Consider the following 16,581-nt stretch of genomic DNA (forward strand, 5'->3'; position numbering starts at 1 on the left):
TCAGGGCCCGGCCCCCCCTTCCGAGGGGGGCCGGGCCCTGACGTGCGTGCGGCGGCGGGTGGTCAGCGGACGAACGTGCTCGCGTGGCCGGCCAGTTCGAGGAAGTACTGGGGTGCCACGCCCAGGACCACCGTCACGGCGACGCCCACCGCGATCGTGGTCATCGTCAGCATCGAGGGGACGGCGACGGTCGGGCCGTCGGCCTTCGGCTCGCTGAAGAACATCAGCACGATGACCCGGATGTAGAAGAACGCCGCGATCGCCGAGGAGATCACACCGACCACGACCAGCGCGCCCGCGCCGCCCTCCGCCGCCGCCTTGAAGACCGCGAACTTACCGGCGAAGCCGGAGGTCAGCGGGATGCCGGCGAAGGCAAGCAGGAAGACCGCGAAGACCGCCGCCGTCAGCGGGGAACGCCGGCCGAGACCGGCCCACTTGGACAGGTGCGTGGCCTCGCCGCCCGCGTCGCGCACCAGGGTGACCACGGCGAAGGCGCCGATCGTCACGAAGGAGTAGGCCGCCAGGTAGAAGAGGACGGAGGAGACGCCCTCCTTCGACGTGGCGATCACACCGGCCAGGATGAAGCCCGCGTGCGCGATCGAGGAGTAGGCCAGCAGCCGCTTCACGTCGGTCTGGGTGATCGCGATGATCGCGCCCGCCAGCATCGTGACGATCGCGACGCCCCACATCACCGGGCGCCAGTCCCAGCGCAGGCCCGGCAGGACCACGTACAGCAGGCGCAGCAGCGCGCCGAAGGCCGCGACCTTCGTGGCCGCCGCCATGAAGCCGGTGACCGGGGTGGGGGCGCCCTGGTAGACGTCCGGGGTCCACATGTGGAAGGGGACTGCGCCGACCTTGAAGAGCAGGCCCATGAGGATCAGCGCGCCACCGATCAGCAGCAGCGCGTCGTTGCCCATGGTCCCCGCGAGGGCCGGGTCGATCTTCTGGACGGTGCCGTCCACCACGTCCGCGATGACGGAGTACGAGACGGAGCCCGCGTAGCCGTACAGGAGCGCGATGCCGAAGAGGAGGAAGGCGGAGGAGAAGGCGCCCAGCAGGAAGTACTTGACCGCGGCCTCCTGCGACATCAGCCGCTGGCGGCGGGCGAGGGCGCAGAGCAGGTAGAGCGGGAGGGAGAAGACCTCCAGCGCCACGAAGAGGGTCAGCAGGTCGTCGGCGGCCGGGAAGATCAGCATCCCGGCGACCGCGAACAGCATCAGCGGGAAGACCTCCGTGGTGGCGAAACCGGCCTTGACGGCGGCCCGTTCGCTGTCGCTGCCCGGGACGGACGCCGCCTGGGCGGCGAAGGAGTCCACCCGGTTGCCGTGCACCTCCGGGTCCAGGCGCCGCTCGGCGAAGGTGAAGACGGCGACGACGGAGGCCAGCAGGATGGTGCCCTGGAGGAACAGCGCCGGTCCGTCGACGGCGATGGCGCCCATCGCGGCGACGTGCGCCTTGGTGGTGCCGTAGCCGCCGGCGGCGAGGCCGACCACGGCCGCGAAGGCCGAGGCCAGTGCGGCGGCGGTGACGAACACCTGGACGGCGTACCGGGCCCGGCGCGGTACGAACGCCTCGACGAGGACGCCGATCAGCGCGGCGCCCAGCACGATCAGCGTGGGCGAGAGCTGGGCGTACTCGATGTGCGGGGCCGGGATCTTGTCGATCGGATCGGCGGCCAGGGCCCACAGGCCCACGGCGGTCGTGCTCACTTGGCGGCCTCCACGCTCTGTACCGGCACGCTGGGCTCGGGGTCCTGCTGCTTCACATCGGACATGGTGTGCTTCACCGCCGGGTTGACGATCTCGGTCAGCGGCTTCGGGTAGACGCCGAGCCCGATCAACAGGGCGATCAGCGGGGCGACCACCAGCACCTCCCGCAGGCGCAGGTCGGGCATGGCGCGGACCTCCTCCTTCAGCGGGCCGGTCATGGTGCGCTGGTAGAGGACCAGCGTGTAGAGCGCGGCCAGCACGATGCCGAAGGTGGCGATGATGCCGACGACCGGGTAGCGGGCGAAGGTGCCCACCAGGACCAGGAACTCGCTGACGAAGGGCGCGAGGCCCGGCAGCGAGAGGGTCGCCAGTCCGCCGATCAGGAAGGTCCCGGCGAGCACCGGGGCCACCTTCTGCACGCCGCCGTAGTCGGCGATCAGCCGGGATCCGCGGCGCGAGATCAGGAAGCCGGCCACCAGCATCAGCGCCGCCGTCGACAGGCCGTGGTTGACCATGTAGAGGGTGGCGCCGGACTGGCCCTGGGAGGTCATCGCGAAGATGCCCAGGATGATGAAGCCGAAGTGCGAGATCGAGGCGTAGGCGACCAGCCGCTTGATGTCCCGCTGGCCGACCGCGAGCAGCGCGCCGTAGACGATGCTGATCAGGGCCAGGACCAGGACGACCGGGGTGGCCCACTTGCTGGCCTCGGGGAAGAGGCCGAGGCAGAAGCGGAGCATCGCGAAGGTGCCGACCTTGTCGACCACCGCGGTGATCAGGACGGCCACCGGTGCGGTGGCCTCGCCCATCGCGTTGGGCAGCCAGGTGTGCAACGGCCACAGCGGGGCCTTCACCGCGAAGGCGAAGAAGAAGCCGAGGAACAGCAGGCGTTCGGTGCCCTGGGACATGTCCAGGGTGCCGGCGGCCCGGGCGGCGATGATCTCCTGGAGGGAGAAGTTCCCCGCGACCACGTACAGCCCGACCACCGCGGCCAGCATGATGAGGCCGCCGGCCAGGTTGTAGAGGAGGAACTTGACCGCCGCGTACGAGCGCTGCGCGGCCGCGTTCTCATCCGACCCGGAGTGTGCCCGGTCCCCGAAGCCGCCGATGAGGAAGTACATCGGGATCAGCATGGCTTCGAAGAAGATGTAGAAGACGAAGACGTCGGTGGCCGCGAAGGAGATGATCACCATCGCCTCGACCAGCAGGATCAGCGCGAAGAAGCCCTGCGTCGGCCGCCAGCGCGAGGAGTGGGTCTCCAGGGGGTCGGCGTCGTGCCAGCCCGCCGCGATGACGAACGGGATCAGCAGCGCGGTGAGCGCGATCAGCGCCACCCCGATGCCGTCCACGCCCACCTCGTAGCGGACCCCGAAGTCCTTGATCCAGGAGTGGGATTCGGTGAGCTGGAAGCGGTCGCCGCCCGGATCGAAGCGGACCGCGACGAGGGCGGCCAGCGCCAGTGTCGCCAGCGAGACGAGCAGCGCGAGCCACTTGGCGGCGGTCCGGCGCGCGGCCGGTACGGCCGCCGTCAGGATCGCGCCGACCGCGGGCAGCGCCGCCGTCGCCGTCAGAAGCGGGAAATTCATCTCACACCGCCCTCATCAGCAGGGTCGCGGCGATCAGGATCGCCGTGCCCCCGAACATCGAGACCGCGTAGCTGCGGGCGTAGCCGTTCTGGAGCTTGCGCAGCCGTCCCGACAGCCCGCCGACCGCGGCGGCCGTACCGTTGACCACCCCGTCGACGAGGCTGTGGTCGACGTAGACGAGCGAGCGGGTCAGGTGCTCGCCGCCGCGCACCAGCACGACGTGGTTGAAGTCGTCCTGGAGCAGGTCCCGTCGGGCCGCCCGGGTCAGCAGCGAGCCGCGCGGGGCGACCACCGGGACGGGCCTGCGGCCGTACATCGCCCAGGCGACGCCGACCCCGAGGACCAGCACCACCATGGTGGCCAGGGTCACCGTCAGGGCGCTGACCGGCGGGTTGCCGTGCTCGTGGCCGGTGACCGGCTCCAGCCACTTGAGGAAGCGGTCGCCGATGCTGAAGACGCCGCCCGCGAAGACGGAGCCGAAGGCCAGCACGATCATCGGGATCGTCATGGACCTGGGGGACTCGTGCGGGTGCGGCGCGTGGCCCTCCGCGTCGGGCTGCCAGCGCTTCTCGCCGAAGAAGGTCAGCAGCATCACGCGCGTCATGTAGAACGCGGTGATCGCGGCGCCCAGCAGGGCGACGCCGCCGAGGATCCAGCCCTCGGTGCCGCCCTTCGCGAAGGCCGCCTCGATGATCTTGTCCTTGGAGAAGAAGCCCGACAGCCCCGGGAAGCCGATGATGGCGAGATAGCCGAGGCCGAAGGTGACGAAGGTGACCGGCATGTAGATGCGCAGGGCGCCGTACTTGCGCATGTCGACCTCGTCGTTCATCCCGTGCATCACGGAACCCGCGCCGAGGAAGAGGCCCGCCTTGAAGAAGCCGTGCGTCACCAGGTGCATGATCGCGAAGACGTAGCCGATGGGGCCGAGGCCCGCGGCCAGGATCATGTAGCCGATCTGCGACATCGTCGAGCCGGCGAGGGCCTTCTTGATGTCGTCCTTCGCGCAACCGACGATCGCACCGAAGAGGAGCGTCACCGCGCCGACCACGACGACCGCGGTCTGCGCGTCCGGCGCCCCGTTGAAGATGGCGCCCGAGCGGACGATCAGGTAGACGCCGGCGGTCACCATCGTCGCCGCGTGGATCAGGGCCGAGACCGGGGTCGGGCCCTCCATCGCGTCGCCGAGCCAGGACTGGAGCGGCACCTGGGCCGACTTGCCGCACGCGGCGAGCAGCAGCATCAGGCCGATGGCCGTCAGCTTGCCCTCGGAGACCGGTGCGGCAGCGCCTGATGTCACAGTGCCCGCCGCGCCCAGGACCGGTCCGAAGGCGAAGGTCCCGAAGGTGGTGAACATCAGCATGATGGCGATCGACAGGCCCATGTCGCCGACCCGGTTGACCAGGAAGGCCTTCTTCGCGGCGGTCGCCGCGCTGGGCTTGTGCTGCCAGAAGCCGATGAGCAGGTACGACGCGAGACCGACGCCTTCCCACCCGACGTACAGCAGCAGGTAGTTGTCGGCGATGACCAGGATCAGCATCGCCGCGAGGAAGAGGTTGAGGTAGCCGAAGAAACGGCGGCGGCGCTCGTCGTGCTCCATGTACCCGATCGAGTACACGTGGATGAGCGTGCCGACACCGGTGATCAGCAGGACGAAGGTCATCGACAGCTGGTCGAGCTGGAAGCCGAGGTCAGCCCGGAAGCCCTCCACCGGGATCCAGCTGAAGAGCCGCTGGTGCATCGCCCGGTCCTCGACGGCGCGGCCGAGCATGTCGGTGAAGAGCGCCACGCCGATCCCGAAGGAGACGGCGGCGAGCAGGGTGCCGAGCAGGTGCCCGACCTTGTCGAGCCGGCGGCCGCCGCAGAGCAGCACCGCCGCTCCGAGCAGGGGCGCCGCTACGAGCAGCGCGATCATGTTCTCCACGGTGAGCGCCCCTTACAGCTTCATCAGGCTGGCGTCGTCGACCGAGGCCGAGTGCCGGGTACGGAACAGCGACACGATGATCGCCAGGCCGACCACGACCTCTGCGGCGGCGACCACCATCGTGAAGAAGGCGATGATCTGACCGTCCAGGTTGCCGTGCATCCGGGAGAAGGTCACGAAAGCCAGGTTGCAGGCGTTGAGCATCAGCTCGACGCACATGAACAGGACGATCGCGTTCTTGCGGATGAGCACGCCCGCCGCGCCGATGGTGAACAACAGGGCGGCGAGATAGAGGTAGTTGACGGGATTCACTTCGATGCCTCCTCACGGCCGAGCCGCTCGGACGAGGCCTGCTCCAGCGCCTTCAGGTCCTCCAGCGCCTTGCCGGACACGTCCCGGATCTGGCCCCGGGCGCGCAGGGTCTGGTTGACGGTCAGCTCGGACGGGGTGCCGTCCGGCAGCAGACCGGCGACGTCCACCGCGTTGTGCCGGGCGTAGACGCCGGGGGCGGGCAGCGGCGGGAGCTGGACGCCCTCGCGCACGCGCCGCTCGGCCAGCTCGCGCTGGGTCGCGGCCCGCTCGGTGCGCTCGCGGTGGGTGAGCACCATCGCGCCGACGGCCGCCGTGATGAGCAGCGCGCCGGTGATCTCGAAGGCGAACACGTACTTGGTGAAGATCAGCGTGGCCAGACCCTCGACGTGGCCCGCCGAGTTGACCTTCCCCAGCCCGTTGAAGTGGTTCAGGGAGGCGTTGCGGATCCCGGCGATCAGCAGGATGCCGAAGCCGAGCCCGCACACCAGCGCCAGCCAGCGCTGGCCCTTGATGGTCTCCGTGAGCGAGTCCGCGGCGGTGACGCCGACGAGCATGACCACGAAGAGGAAGAGCATCATGATCGCGCCGGTGTAGACGATGACCTGGACGACGCCCAGGAAGTACGCACCGTTGGCGAGGTAGAAGACCGCCAGGATGATCATCGTCCCGGCCAGGCACAGCGCGCTGTGGACGGCTTTCTTCATCAAGATCGTGCACAGCGCGCCGATCACGGCGACGGTGCCCAGGACCCAGAACTGCACGGCCTCACCGGTGGAGGTGAGCGAGGCGGCGGCCACGGCGTTCACGCGCCCACCTCCTCGGACTCGGCGGCGCCCTCGCCCTTGGAGACGGCGACCTGGCGGACCGTGCCCGGAGCGGCCTCCGTCACCAACCCGCGGTAGTAGTCCTGGTCGTCCATGCCCGGGAAGATCGAGTGCGGGGCCTCGACCATGCCCTCCGTGAGCCCGGAGAGGAGCTGCTCCTTGGTGTAGATGAGCGCCTCGCGGCTGGAGTCGGCCAGCTCGAACTCGTTCGTCATGGTCAGCGCCCGGGTCGGGCACGCCTCGACGCACAGCCCGCACAGGATGCAACGGGCGTAGTTGATCTGGTAGACGCGGCCGTAGCGCTCGCCCGGGGAGTAGCGCTCCTCCTCGGTGTTGTCCGCACCCTCCACGTAGATCGCGTCGGCGGGACAGGCCCAGGCGCACAGCTCGCAGCCGATGCACTTCTCCAGACCGTCCGGGTGCCGGTTGAGCTGGTGTCGTCCGTGGAAGCGCGGGGCCGTGGTCTTGGGCTGCTCCGGGTACTGCTCGGTCAGCCGCTTCTTGAACATGGCCTTGAAGGTCACGCCGAAGCCGGCGACCGGGTTCTGCCACTTCTCGTTCTCGTCGGTGTCAGACATCCTCAGCACCCTCCTCTCGGTCACTGTCGTTGTTCGGCCCGCCACTGACGATCAGCTCCCGCTCGGTGCGGGGACGCCTGCGCGGTACGGGTGCCAGGTGCTGGCCTGGCTTCGGCGGAACCGGGAAGCCGCCCGCCAGCGGATCGAAGGGCTCGGCGTCGCTCACCTCGGCCGCCGCGGCCGCCTTCCCCTTGCGGTCGCGGAAGACGTCCGCGACCAGGGACAGCAACAGGACCGCCACGACGCCCCCGCCGACGTACAGCACGATCTCCGAGAAGTCGTACCGCTCGTTGCGCAGCGCCCGTACGGTCGCCACCAGCATCAGCCAGACGACGGATACCGGGATGAGGACCTTCCAACCGAGCTTCATCAGCTGGTCGTAGCGCACGCGGGGCAGCGTGCCGCGCAGCCAGATGAAGAAGAAGAGCAACAGCTGGACCTTGAGGACGAACCAGAGCATCGGCCACCAGCCGTGGTTCGCGCCCTCCCAGTACGTCGAGATCGGCGCCGGGGCCCGCCAGCCGCCCAGGAACAGGGTGGTCGCGACCGACGAGACGGTGACCATGTTCACGTACTCGGCCAGCATGAAGAGCGCGAACTTGATCGAGGAGTACTCGGTGTTGAAGCCACCGACCAGGTCGCCCTCGGACTCCGGCATGTCGAAGGGGGCGCGGTTGGTCTCGCCCACCATCGTGACGACGTAGATGATGAAGGACACCGGCAGCAGCACGATGAACCAGCGGTCGCCCTGCGCCTCCACGATCTTCGAGGTCGACATCGACCCGGAGTAGAGGAAGACCGAGGCGAAGGCCGCGCCCATCGCGATCTCGTAGGAGATCATCTGCGCGCAGGAGCGCAGGCCGCCGAGCAGCGGGTACGTCGAACCCGACGACCAGCCCGCGAGCACGATGCCGTAGATCCCGACCGAGGCCACCGCGAGCACGTACAGCATCGCGATCGGCAGGTCGGTGAGCTGCATCGTGGTGCGCTGGCCGAAGATCGAGACCTGGTTGTCGGAGGGCCCGAAGGGGATCACCGCGATGGCCATGAAGGCCGGCACCGCCGCGATGATCGGGGCCAGGATGTACACCACCTTGTCGGCCCGCTTGACGACGATGTCTTCCTTGAGCATCAGCTTGACGCCGTCGGCCAGCGACTGGAGGAAGCCCCAGGGGCCGTGCCGGTTGGGGCCGATGCGCAGCTGCATCCAGGCGACGACCTTGCGCTCCCACACGATGGAGAAGAGCACGGTCACCATCAGGAAGGCGAAGCAGAACACCGCCTTGATGAGCACCAGCCACCAGACGTCCTTGCCGAAGAGCGACAGGTCCTCGGCAGCGATTTGTACGCCGTTCACGCGTCCACCTCCGAAGTGGCGTCGCCGGTCTCGGCCCGCCGGGTCGCGGGGCCGATGCGGACCAGGGCGCCCGGACGGGCACCGGTGTCCGCGAGGACGCCGGATCCGGTGGAGTTCAGCGGGAGCCACACCACCCGGTCGGGCATCTCGGTGATCCGCAGCGGCAGTTCCACCGAGCCGGCCGGTCCGGTGACGGCGAGGACGTCGCCGTTCTTGACCCCGGTCTCGGCGGCGGTGGCCGCCGACAGCCGGGCACCGGCCTCGTGCCGGGTCCCGGCCAGGGCCTCGTCGCCCTGCTGGAGCAGACCCTGGTCCAGGAGCAGCCGGTGGCCCGCCAGGACCGCCTCGCCCACGCCCGGCCGGGGCAGCGGCGCGGTGTCCACACCCTGCGCGCCGGCGCGGGCACCGGCCCACGGCCCGAGCCGGTCCAGCTCCCGACGCACGGCGTGTACGTCGGCCAGCGCGATCGGCCGGTCGGCCGCGTCGGCCAGCATGTGCAGCACGCGGGCGTCGGCCGGGGCCAGCCGACGGGTCATCTGGTCGGGCTTCAAAGCGGCCTCGAACGGGCGCACGCGCCCCTCCCAGTTGATGAAGGCACCGGCCTTCTCCGCGACGGCCGCCACCGGCAGGACCACGTCCGCGAGATCGGTGACCTCGCTCGGCCGCAGCTCCAGGCAGACCACGAAGGCCTCCTTGAGGGCTTCGCGGGCCCGGACCGGATCCGGCAGGTCGGCGACCTCGACGCCGCCGACGAGCAGCGCGCCCAGTTCACCGCCGGCCGCCGCCTCGACGATCTGGCCGGTGTCGCGGCCGTAGCGGTGCGGGAGTTCGTCCAGCCCCCAGGCCGCGGCGACCTCCTCGCGGGCCCGCGGGTCGGTGGCCGGCCGGGCCCCCGGCAGCAGGGACGCCAGCGCTCCCGCCTCGATCGCGGCCCGCTCGCCGGCCCGGCGCGGGATCCACACGAGGGCGGCGCCGGTCGCGGTGGCCGCCCGTACGGCCGCGGTCAGCGCGCCCGGGACGGCCGCGAGCCGCTCGCCGACGACGATGACAGCGCCCGGCAACCGCAGCGCCTCGGCGGCCGCGTGCGCGCCGTCCTCCAGACCGGTGCCGGAGGCGAGGGCGTCCAACCACTCGGGCTCGGTGCCGGGGGCGGCGGCCAGCAGGGTGCCGCCCGCCTTCTGCAGACCGCGGGTGGCGAAGGGCGCGAGGCCGAAGGTCCGCTGCTTGCGCGCCAGGTGGGCCTTGCGCAGCCGCAGGAAGACGCCGGGGGCCTCCTCCTCGGCCTCGATGCCGACGAGCAGGACGGCGGGCGCCGCTTCCAGCGAGGTATAGGTGACTCCGTCACCGTCGAGGTCCTTGCCGCGGCCGGCGACCGAGGAGGCCAGGAAGTCGGTCTCCTCCGCGCTGTGCACCCGGGCCCGGAAGTCGATGTCGTTGGTGTCCAGCACCACCCGCGCGAACTTGGCGTAGGCGTAGGCGTCCTCGACGGTGAGGCGACCGCCGGTGAGCACCCCCGCCCGGCCGCGCGCCGCGGACAGCCCGGCGGCCGCGGCCGCCAGCGCCTCGGGCCAGCTCGCCGGGGCGAGCACCCCGTCGCTGCCGCGCACCAGCGGGGTGGTCAGCCGGTCGGGACGCTGCGCGTAGCGGAACCCGAAGCGGCCCTTGTCGCAGACCCACTCCTCGTTGACCTCGGGGTCCTCGGCCGCCAGGCGACGCAGCACCTTGCCGCGGCGGTGGTCGGTGCGGGTCGCGCAACCGCCCGCGCAGTGCTCGCACACGCTCGGCGAGGAGACCAGGTCGAAGGGGCGCGAGCGGAAGCGGTAGGCGGCGGAGGTGAGCGCGCCGACCGGACAGATCTGGATGGTGTTGCCGGAGAAGTACGACTCGAAGGGGTCGTCCTCGCCGGTGCCGACCTGTTGGAGCGCGCCGCGCTCCAACAGCTCGATCATCGGGTCCCCGGCGATCTGGTTGGAGAAGCGGGTGCAGCGCGCGCACAGCACGCAGCGCTCACGGTCCAGCAGCACCTGGGTGGAGATCGGGACCGGCTTCTCGTAGGTCCGCTTCTGGCCCTCGAAGCGGGATTCGGAGTTGCCGTGCGACATCGCCTGGTTCTGCAGCGGGCACTCGCCGCCCTTGTCGCAGACCGGGCAGTCCAGCGGGTGGTTGATGAGCAGCAGCTCCATCACCCCGCGCTGGGCCTTGTCCGCGACGGGCGAGGTCTGCTGCGTCTTGACGACCATGCCGTCGGTGCAGGTGATGGTGCAGGAGGCCATCGGCTTGCGCTGGCCCTCCACCTCGACGATGCACTGGCGGCAGGCGCCGACCGGGGCGAGCAGCGGGTGGTCGCAGAACCGGGGGATCTCGACGCCGATCTGCTCGGCGGCCCGGATGACCAGGGTCCCCTTGGGCACCGACAGTTCGACGCCGTCGATGGTCAAGGACACCGTGTCCTCGGCCTTCGGCCGCGGCGCGGCCTCTCCGCCACCGGCGGGAGCATTACTGGTGACGGTCACGCGTTCACCTCCGTGTCAGCCCAGAGGGTCGACTTCTTGGGGTCGAAGGGGCAGCCCTTGCCCGTGATGTGCTGCTCGTACTCCGCGCGGAAGTACTTCAGCGAGGAGAAGATGGGGCTGGCCGCGCCGTCGCCGAGCGCGCAGAACGACTTGCCGTTGATGTTGTCGGCGATGTCGTTCAGCTTGTCGAGGTCGGACATGACGCCCTTGCCGGCCTCGATGTCGCGCAGCAACTGGACCAGCCAGTAGGTGCCCTCGCGGCACGGGGTGCACTTGCCGCAGGACTCGTGCGCGTAGAACTCGGTCCAGCGGGTGACCGCGCGGACCACGCAGGTCGTCTCGTCGAAGCACTGGAGCGCCTTGGTGCCCAGCATGGAACCGGCCGCGCCGACGCCCTCGTAGTCCAGGGGCACGTCCAGGTGCTCCTCGGTGAACATGGGGGTCGAGGAGCCGCCGGGGGTCCAGAACTTCAACCGGTGCCCGGGGCGGATGCCGCCGCTCATGTCGAGGAGCTGGCGCAGGGTGATGCCGAGGGGGGCCTCGTACTGGCCGGGTCCCACGACGTGCCCGCTGAGCGAGTACAGCGTGAAACCGGGGGACTTCTCGGTCCCCATCGACTTGAACCAGTCCTTGCCCCGGTTCAGGATCGCGGGAACGGACGCGATGGACTCGACGTTGTTCACCACGGTGGGGCACGCGTAGAGCCCCTCGACCGCGGGGAAGGGGGGACGCAGCCTGGGCTGGCCACGCCTGCCTTCGAGCGAGTCGAGGAGCGCGGTCTCCTCACCACAGATGTACGCGCCCGCGCCCGCGTGGACCGTCAGTTCCAGGTCCAGGCCGCTGCCCAGGACGTCCTTGCCGAGGTAGCCCGCCGCGTACGCCTCCCGCACGGCCTCGTGCAGGCGGCGCAGTACGGGGACGGTCTCGCCGCGCAGGTAGATGAAGGCGTGCTGCGAGCGGATCGCGTAACAGGCGATCACGATGCCCTCGATGAGGGAGTGCGGGTTGGCGAAGAGCAGCGGGATGTCCTTGCAGGTCCCCGGCTCCGACTCGTCCGCGTTCACGACCAGGTAGTGCGGCTTGCCGTCACCCTGCGGAATGAACTGCCACTTCATTCCGGTCGGGAAGCCGGCGCCGCCGCGGCCGCGCAGCCCCGAGTCCTTCACGTAGGCGATCAGGTCGTCCGGGGTCATCGCCAGCGCCTTGCGCAGGCCCTCGTACCCGTCGTGGCGCCGGTAGGTCTCCAGCGTCCACGAGTTCGGCTCGTCCCAGAACGCGGAGAGCACGGGCGCCAGCAACTTCTCGGGGCTGGTCCCGTTCTCGTTCAGTTCGGTGGTCACCGTCATCACTCCCCCTCCTCGGCACTCGCCTCGGCGCGCGGGCCGACGACCTTGCCGCTCTGGTGCGGGACCTCGCCGCGCGCGATCCGCAGCCCGATCAGCGAGGCGGGACCCGCGCCGCCGCTCGCCTCGACGGCGCCGGGGCGCTCGTCCGGGAAGCCGGCCAGGATCCGGGCCGTCTCCTTGTACGTGCACAGCGGCGCGCCCCGGGTCGGCTGCACCGGGCGGCCCGCGAGCAGGTCGTCGACCAGGGCCTTCGCGGACTCGGGGGTCTGGTTGTCGAAGAACTCCCAGTTGACCATCACCACGGGGGCGAAGTCGCAGGCCGCGTTGCACTCGATGTGCTCCAGCGTCACCTTGCCGTCGCCGGTGGTCTCGTTGTTGCCGACGCCCAGGTGCTGCTTCAGCTCGTCGAAGATGGCGTCGCCGCCCATGACCGCGCACAGGGTGTTCGTACAGACGCCGACCTGGTAGTCGCCCGAGGGCTTGCGCCGGTACATCGTGTAGAAGGTCGCCACCGCGGTGACCTCGGCGGTGGTCAGGCCCAGCATCTCGGCGCAGAACCGGATGGCGGTGCGCGAGACGTACCCCTCCTCGGACTGCGTGAGGTGCAGCAGCGGCAGCAGCGCGGAGCGGCTGTCGGGGTAGCGGGCGATGACCTCCTGCGCGTCCGCCGCGAGCCGGGCGCGCACCTCGGCCGGGTAGTCGGGGGCCGGCAGCCGGGGCATCCCGAGGGAGAGGGGGGACCGGGGGGTGTCCCCTCCGGAAAGTGCGGTCGTCATCGGTCGACGCCTCCCATCACGGGGTCGATGGAGGCGACGGCCACGATGACGTCGGCGACCTGGCCGCCCTCGCACATCGCCGCCATGGCCTGCAGGTTGGTGAAGGACGGGTCGCGGAAGTGGACCCGGTAGGGGCGGGTGCCGCCGTCGGAGACGAGGTGGACGCCCAGTTCGCCCTTGGGGGACTCGACGGCCGCGTACGCCTGGCCGGCCGGTACCCGGAAGCCCTCGGTCACCAGCTTGAAGTGGTGGATGAGGGCCTCCATGGAGGTGCCCATGATGTTCTTGATGTGGTCGAGCGAGTTGCCGAGGCCGTCCGGTCCCATCGCGAGCTGCGCGGGCCAGGCGATCTTCTTGTCGGCGACCATGACCGGCCCGGGCTCCAGCCGGTCCAGGCACTGCTCGACGATCCGCAGCGACTGCCGCATCTCTTCGAGGCGGATCAGGAACCGGCCGTAGGAGTCGCAGGACTCGGTGGTCGGTACGTCGAACTCGTACTCCTCGTAGCCGCAGTACGGGTCCGTCTTGCGCAGGTCGTGCGGCAGGCCCGCCGAGCGCAGGACGGGGCCGGTGGCGCCGAGCGCCATGCAGCCGGTGAGGTCGAGGTAGCCGACGTCCTGCATGCGGGCCTTGAAGATGGGGTTGCCGGTGGCGAGCTTGTCGTACTCCGGCAGGTTCTTCTTCATGGTCTTCACGAAGTCGCGCAGCTGGTCCATCGCGCCCGCGGGCAGGTCCTGGGCGAGGCCGCCGGGGCGGATGAACGCGTGGTTCATGCGCAGACCGGTGATCAGCTCGAAGAGGTCGAGGATCAGCTCGCGGTCCCGGAAGCCGTAGATCATGATCGTGGTCGCGCCCAGCTCCATGCCGCCGGTGGCGATGCACACCAGGTGGGAGGAGATCCGGTTCAGCTCCATCAGCAGGACGCGGATGGCGGTGGCGCGGTCGGGGACCTGGTCCGTGATGCCGAGGAGCTTCTCGACGCCCAGGCAGTACGCCGTCTCGTTGAAGAACGGCGTCAGGTAGTCCATCCGCGTCACGAAGGTGGTGCCCTGCGTCCAGTTGCGGAATTCGAGGTTCTTCTCGATCCCGGTGTGCAGGTAGCCGATTCCGCAGCGGGCCTCGGTGACCGTCTCGCCGTCGATCTCCAGGATCAGCCGCAGCACGCCGTGCGTGGACGGGTGCTGGGGACCCATGTTGACGATGATCCGCTCGTCGTCGGCGCGGGCGGCCGACTGCACGACCTCGTCCCAGTCGCCGCCGGTGACGGTGTAGACGGTGCCTTCGGTGGTCTCGCGGGAGGAGGCGTGGGACGTCTCGGGTGAAGTGGACATCAGCTGTACGACCTCCGCTGGTCGGGAGCCGGGATCTGGGCGCCCTTGTACTCGACGGCGATGCCGCCGAGCGGGTAGTCCTTGCGCTGCGGGAAGCCCTGCCAGTCGTCCGGCATCATGATCCGGGTGAGGGCGGGGTGCCCGTCGAAGACCAGGCCGAAGAAGTCGTACGTCTCGCGCTCGTGCCAGTCGTTGGTCGGATAGACCGACACCAGCGACGGGAGGTGCGGATCGCGGTCCGGGACCGACACCTCCAGCCGCAGCACCCGACCGTGGGTGAGCGAGCGCAGGTGGTAGACGGCGTGCAGCTCGCGGCCCTTGTCGTCCGGGAAGTGGACGCCGGAGACCCCGGTGCACAGCTCGAAGCGCAGGGCCGGGTCGTCGCGCAGGGTGGAGGCCACCGTCACGAGGTGCTCGCGCGCGATGTGGAAGGTGAGTTCGCCGCGGTCCACGACCGTCTTCTCGATGGCGTTCTCCGGCACCAGGTCCTGCTCCTCCAGGGCGCCTTCGAGCTCGTCCGCGACCTCGTCGAAGTACGAGCCGTACGGTCGGCTGCTGGCGCCCGGGAAGGCCACGGTGCGCACGAGGCCGCCGTAGCCGCTGGTGTCGGCGCCCTTGGTGGCCCCGAACATGCCCTTGCGGACGCCGATGACCTCGCCCGCGGCGCCGCCGCGGGGTGCGGGAACGTTCCCGTCCCCCTCCGGCCCTTCGTGCGCGCGGCCATTGGTCGCGTCGTTCGTCGCGCTCACCGGAGCAGACCCTTCATCTCAATGGTGGGGAGCGCCTTGAGGGCCGCCTCCTCCGCCTCGCGGGCCGCCTCCTGCTGGTTCACACCGAGCTTGGAACCCTGGATCTTCTGGTGGAGCTTGAGGATCGCGTCCATCAGCATCTCGGGGCGGGGCGGGCAACCGGGCAGATAGATGTCCACGGGGACGATGTGGTCGACGCCCTGGACAATTGCATAGTTATTGAACATTCCACCCGATGATGCGCAAACCCCCATGGAAATGACCCATTTGGGAGAAGGCATCTGGTCATACACCTGCCGCAGTACGGGCGCCATCTTCTGGCTCACCCGGCCGGCCACGATCATCAGGTCGGCCTGGCGCGGCGAACCACGGAAGACCTCCATGCCGAAGCGGGCCAGGTCGTACCGGCCCGCTCCGGTGGTCATCATCTCGATGGCGCAGCAGGCGAGGCCGAACGTGGCCGGGAAGACGGATGACTTGCGCACCCAGCCCGCGGCCTGTTCGACGGTGGTCAGCAGGAAGCCGCTCGGCAGCTTCTCTTCCAGTCCCATGAAGAATTCAGCCCCTCAGTCCCATTCCAGGCCGCCCCGCCGCCATACGTACGCGTAGGCGACGAAGACGGTGAGCACGAAGAGCAGCATCTCGACGAGCCCGAAGATCCCCAGGGAGTCGAAGGTGACGGCCCAGGGGTAGAGGAAGACAACCTCGATGTCGAAGACGATGAAGAGCATCGCCGTCAGGTAGTACTTGATCGGGAAGCGACCACCGCCGGCCGGAACCGGGGTCGGTTCGATACCGCATTCATAGGCGTCAAGCTTTGCCCGGTTGTACCGCTTTGGGCCGATCAGCGTGGCCATGACCACGGAGAAGATCGCAAACCCTGCGCCGAGGGCGCCGAGCACGAGGATGGGCGCGTACGCATTCACGCTCCTCGCTCCTTCCAGTCGTCCTTGACCGTTGGACCGCTGCACCGGCGCGCTGTACCGCCTCGCGAAGATCACGCACTCAATCGAACGCTCGCATGTGAGGCAGTTCACAAGCCGGACTGGTGCGCATCTTATGCCCGGCGGTCTGTGATCTGCGACACGGGTAACAACAACGAGTTTGTGATCTCCACCACCTGACGAACGATCATGAAGTCCGATGAGTGGTGATCTTCGTACGCGAAGCATCCACATGATCACCAAAGGTGACATCTGGGCCCGTCACCGCAGGTGGAAGGGGTGTCGCTCTATCAAATGCTGCGTACTGCATGCAAATTGGCGGAGCGTCTGCGCGGGTGATAAAGGGAAGCCGTGTAGCCCGCCCGGGGGACCCTCCGAGGACGGGGGTGGACGCGTGCTTTCGTTCACGAACTTCACGGACGCATCACAGGGGGGTCACAACGTCCGCATCACGTGACGGTTCTGTGACCTGCGCCACACTGGAATTCCCCCGCCGGAAAGGGGGCTTGGCCATCTGGTCGGGTGGATGGTAGCCACCTGATCAATTCGGACTTTTTACAGAAACCCTATGATCACAGCCTTGCGGCCGCATGTCCGGTTCGCCCGTTACGGCGTCAATAAGGCCCGCGACGCGCCCG

14 protein-coding genes are annotated in these 16,581 nt (G+C 69.4%); all 14 read right to left on the bottom strand.

Annotated elements, in window-relative coordinates:
- Nucleotides 1-62: 62 nt before the first annotated feature.
- The 14 genes from nuoN to ACIBEA_RS37775 are packed head-to-tail and all read right to left on the bottom strand — an operon-like array spanning nt 63 to nt 15,925.
- Nucleotides 63-1,709, bottom strand: coding sequence for an NADH-quinone oxidoreductase subunit NuoN (gene nuoN, locus ACIBEA_RS37710; RefSeq protein ID WP_399267736.1), 1,647 nt, complete (start codon nt 1,707-1,709; stop codon nt 63-65).
- A complete protein-coding gene (locus tag ACIBEA_RS37715) occupies nt 1,706-3,292 on the bottom strand; it encodes an NADH-quinone oxidoreductase subunit M (protein ID WP_399267738.1) in 1,587 nt (528 codons plus the stop codon). Before ACIBEA_RS37715 ends, nuoN begins: the two co-directional genes overlap by 4 nt.
- A gap of 1 nt (nt 3,293) precedes the next feature.
- Nucleotides 3,294-5,213 (bottom strand): NADH-quinone oxidoreductase subunit L, encoded by a 1,920-nt coding sequence (gene nuoL / locus ACIBEA_RS37720; RefSeq protein WP_399267740.1) that lies wholly within the window; start codon nt 5,211-5,213, stop codon nt 3,294-3,296.
- A 12-nt stretch (nt 5,214-5,225) separates the two neighbouring features.
- On the bottom strand, nt 5,226-5,525 hold the full coding sequence (gene nuoK, locus ACIBEA_RS37725; RefSeq protein WP_007265827.1) for an NADH-quinone oxidoreductase subunit NuoK: 300 nt from the start codon (nt 5,523-5,525) through the stop codon (nt 5,226-5,228).
- Nucleotides 5,522-6,331: an NADH-quinone oxidoreductase subunit J gene (locus ACIBEA_RS37730; RefSeq protein ID WP_399267742.1), complete on the bottom strand. Its 810-nt coding sequence runs from the start codon at nt 6,329-6,331 to the stop codon at nt 5,522-5,524. Before ACIBEA_RS37730 ends, nuoK begins: the two co-directional genes overlap by 4 nt.
- On the bottom strand, nt 6,328-6,927 hold the full coding sequence (nuoI, locus tag ACIBEA_RS37735; protein ID WP_399267744.1) for an NADH-quinone oxidoreductase subunit NuoI: 600 nt from the start codon (nt 6,925-6,927) through the stop codon (nt 6,328-6,330). The genes ACIBEA_RS37730 and nuoI overlap by 4 nt, the downstream gene beginning before the upstream one ends.
- On the bottom strand, nt 6,920-8,284 hold the full coding sequence (gene nuoH, locus ACIBEA_RS37740; protein ID WP_399267746.1) for an NADH-quinone oxidoreductase subunit NuoH: 1,365 nt from the start codon (nt 8,282-8,284) through the stop codon (nt 6,920-6,922). The genes nuoI and nuoH overlap by 8 nt, the downstream gene beginning before the upstream one ends.
- Nucleotides 8,281-10,797: an NADH-quinone oxidoreductase subunit G gene (locus tag ACIBEA_RS37745; protein WP_399267748.1), complete on the bottom strand. Its 2,517-nt coding sequence runs from the start codon at nt 10,795-10,797 to the stop codon at nt 8,281-8,283. Before ACIBEA_RS37745 ends, nuoH begins: the two co-directional genes overlap by 4 nt.
- Nucleotides 10,794-12,143 carry an NADH-quinone oxidoreductase subunit NuoF gene (gene nuoF, locus ACIBEA_RS37750; RefSeq protein ID WP_354382690.1) on the bottom strand — a complete coding sequence of 450 codons (1,350 nt, stop codon included), beginning with the start codon at nt 12,141-12,143 and terminating at the stop codon, nt 10,794-10,796. Before nuoF ends, ACIBEA_RS37745 begins: the two co-directional genes overlap by 4 nt.
- A complete protein-coding gene (gene nuoE / locus ACIBEA_RS37755; RefSeq protein ID WP_399267797.1) occupies nt 12,143-12,865 on the bottom strand; it encodes an NADH-quinone oxidoreductase subunit NuoE in 723 nt (240 codons plus the stop codon). The genes nuoF and nuoE overlap by 1 nt, the downstream gene beginning before the upstream one ends.
- A gap of 50 nt (nt 12,866-12,915) precedes the next feature.
- Entirely contained in the window at nt 12,916-14,250 is a 1,335-nt protein-coding gene (locus ACIBEA_RS37760; RefSeq protein ID WP_399267750.1) for an NADH-quinone oxidoreductase subunit D, read from the bottom strand.
- Complete coding sequence (locus ACIBEA_RS37765; protein WP_399267752.1) at nt 14,250-14,999, bottom strand: NADH-quinone oxidoreductase subunit C; 750 nt, start codon at nt 14,997-14,999, stop codon at nt 14,250-14,252. The genes ACIBEA_RS37760 and ACIBEA_RS37765 overlap by 1 nt, the downstream gene beginning before the upstream one ends.
- Nucleotides 14,996-15,550, bottom strand: a complete 555-nt coding sequence (locus ACIBEA_RS37770) for an NADH-quinone oxidoreductase subunit B family protein (RefSeq protein ID WP_330331952.1) — start codon at nt 15,548-15,550, stop codon at nt 14,996-14,998. Before ACIBEA_RS37770 ends, ACIBEA_RS37765 begins: the two co-directional genes overlap by 4 nt.
- A gap of 15 nt (nt 15,551-15,565) precedes the next feature.
- Nucleotides 15,566-15,925: an NADH-quinone oxidoreductase subunit A gene (locus ACIBEA_RS37775; protein WP_283452259.1), complete on the bottom strand. Its 360-nt coding sequence runs from the start codon at nt 15,923-15,925 to the stop codon at nt 15,566-15,568.
- Between the last annotated feature and the right edge of the window lie 656 nt (nt 15,926-16,581).

Origin of the sequence: Streptomyces sp. NPDC051555 (assembly GCF_044454405.1) — a bacterium.
Classification (GTDB): domain Bacteria; phylum Actinomycetota; class Actinomycetes; order Streptomycetales; family Streptomycetaceae; genus Streptomyces.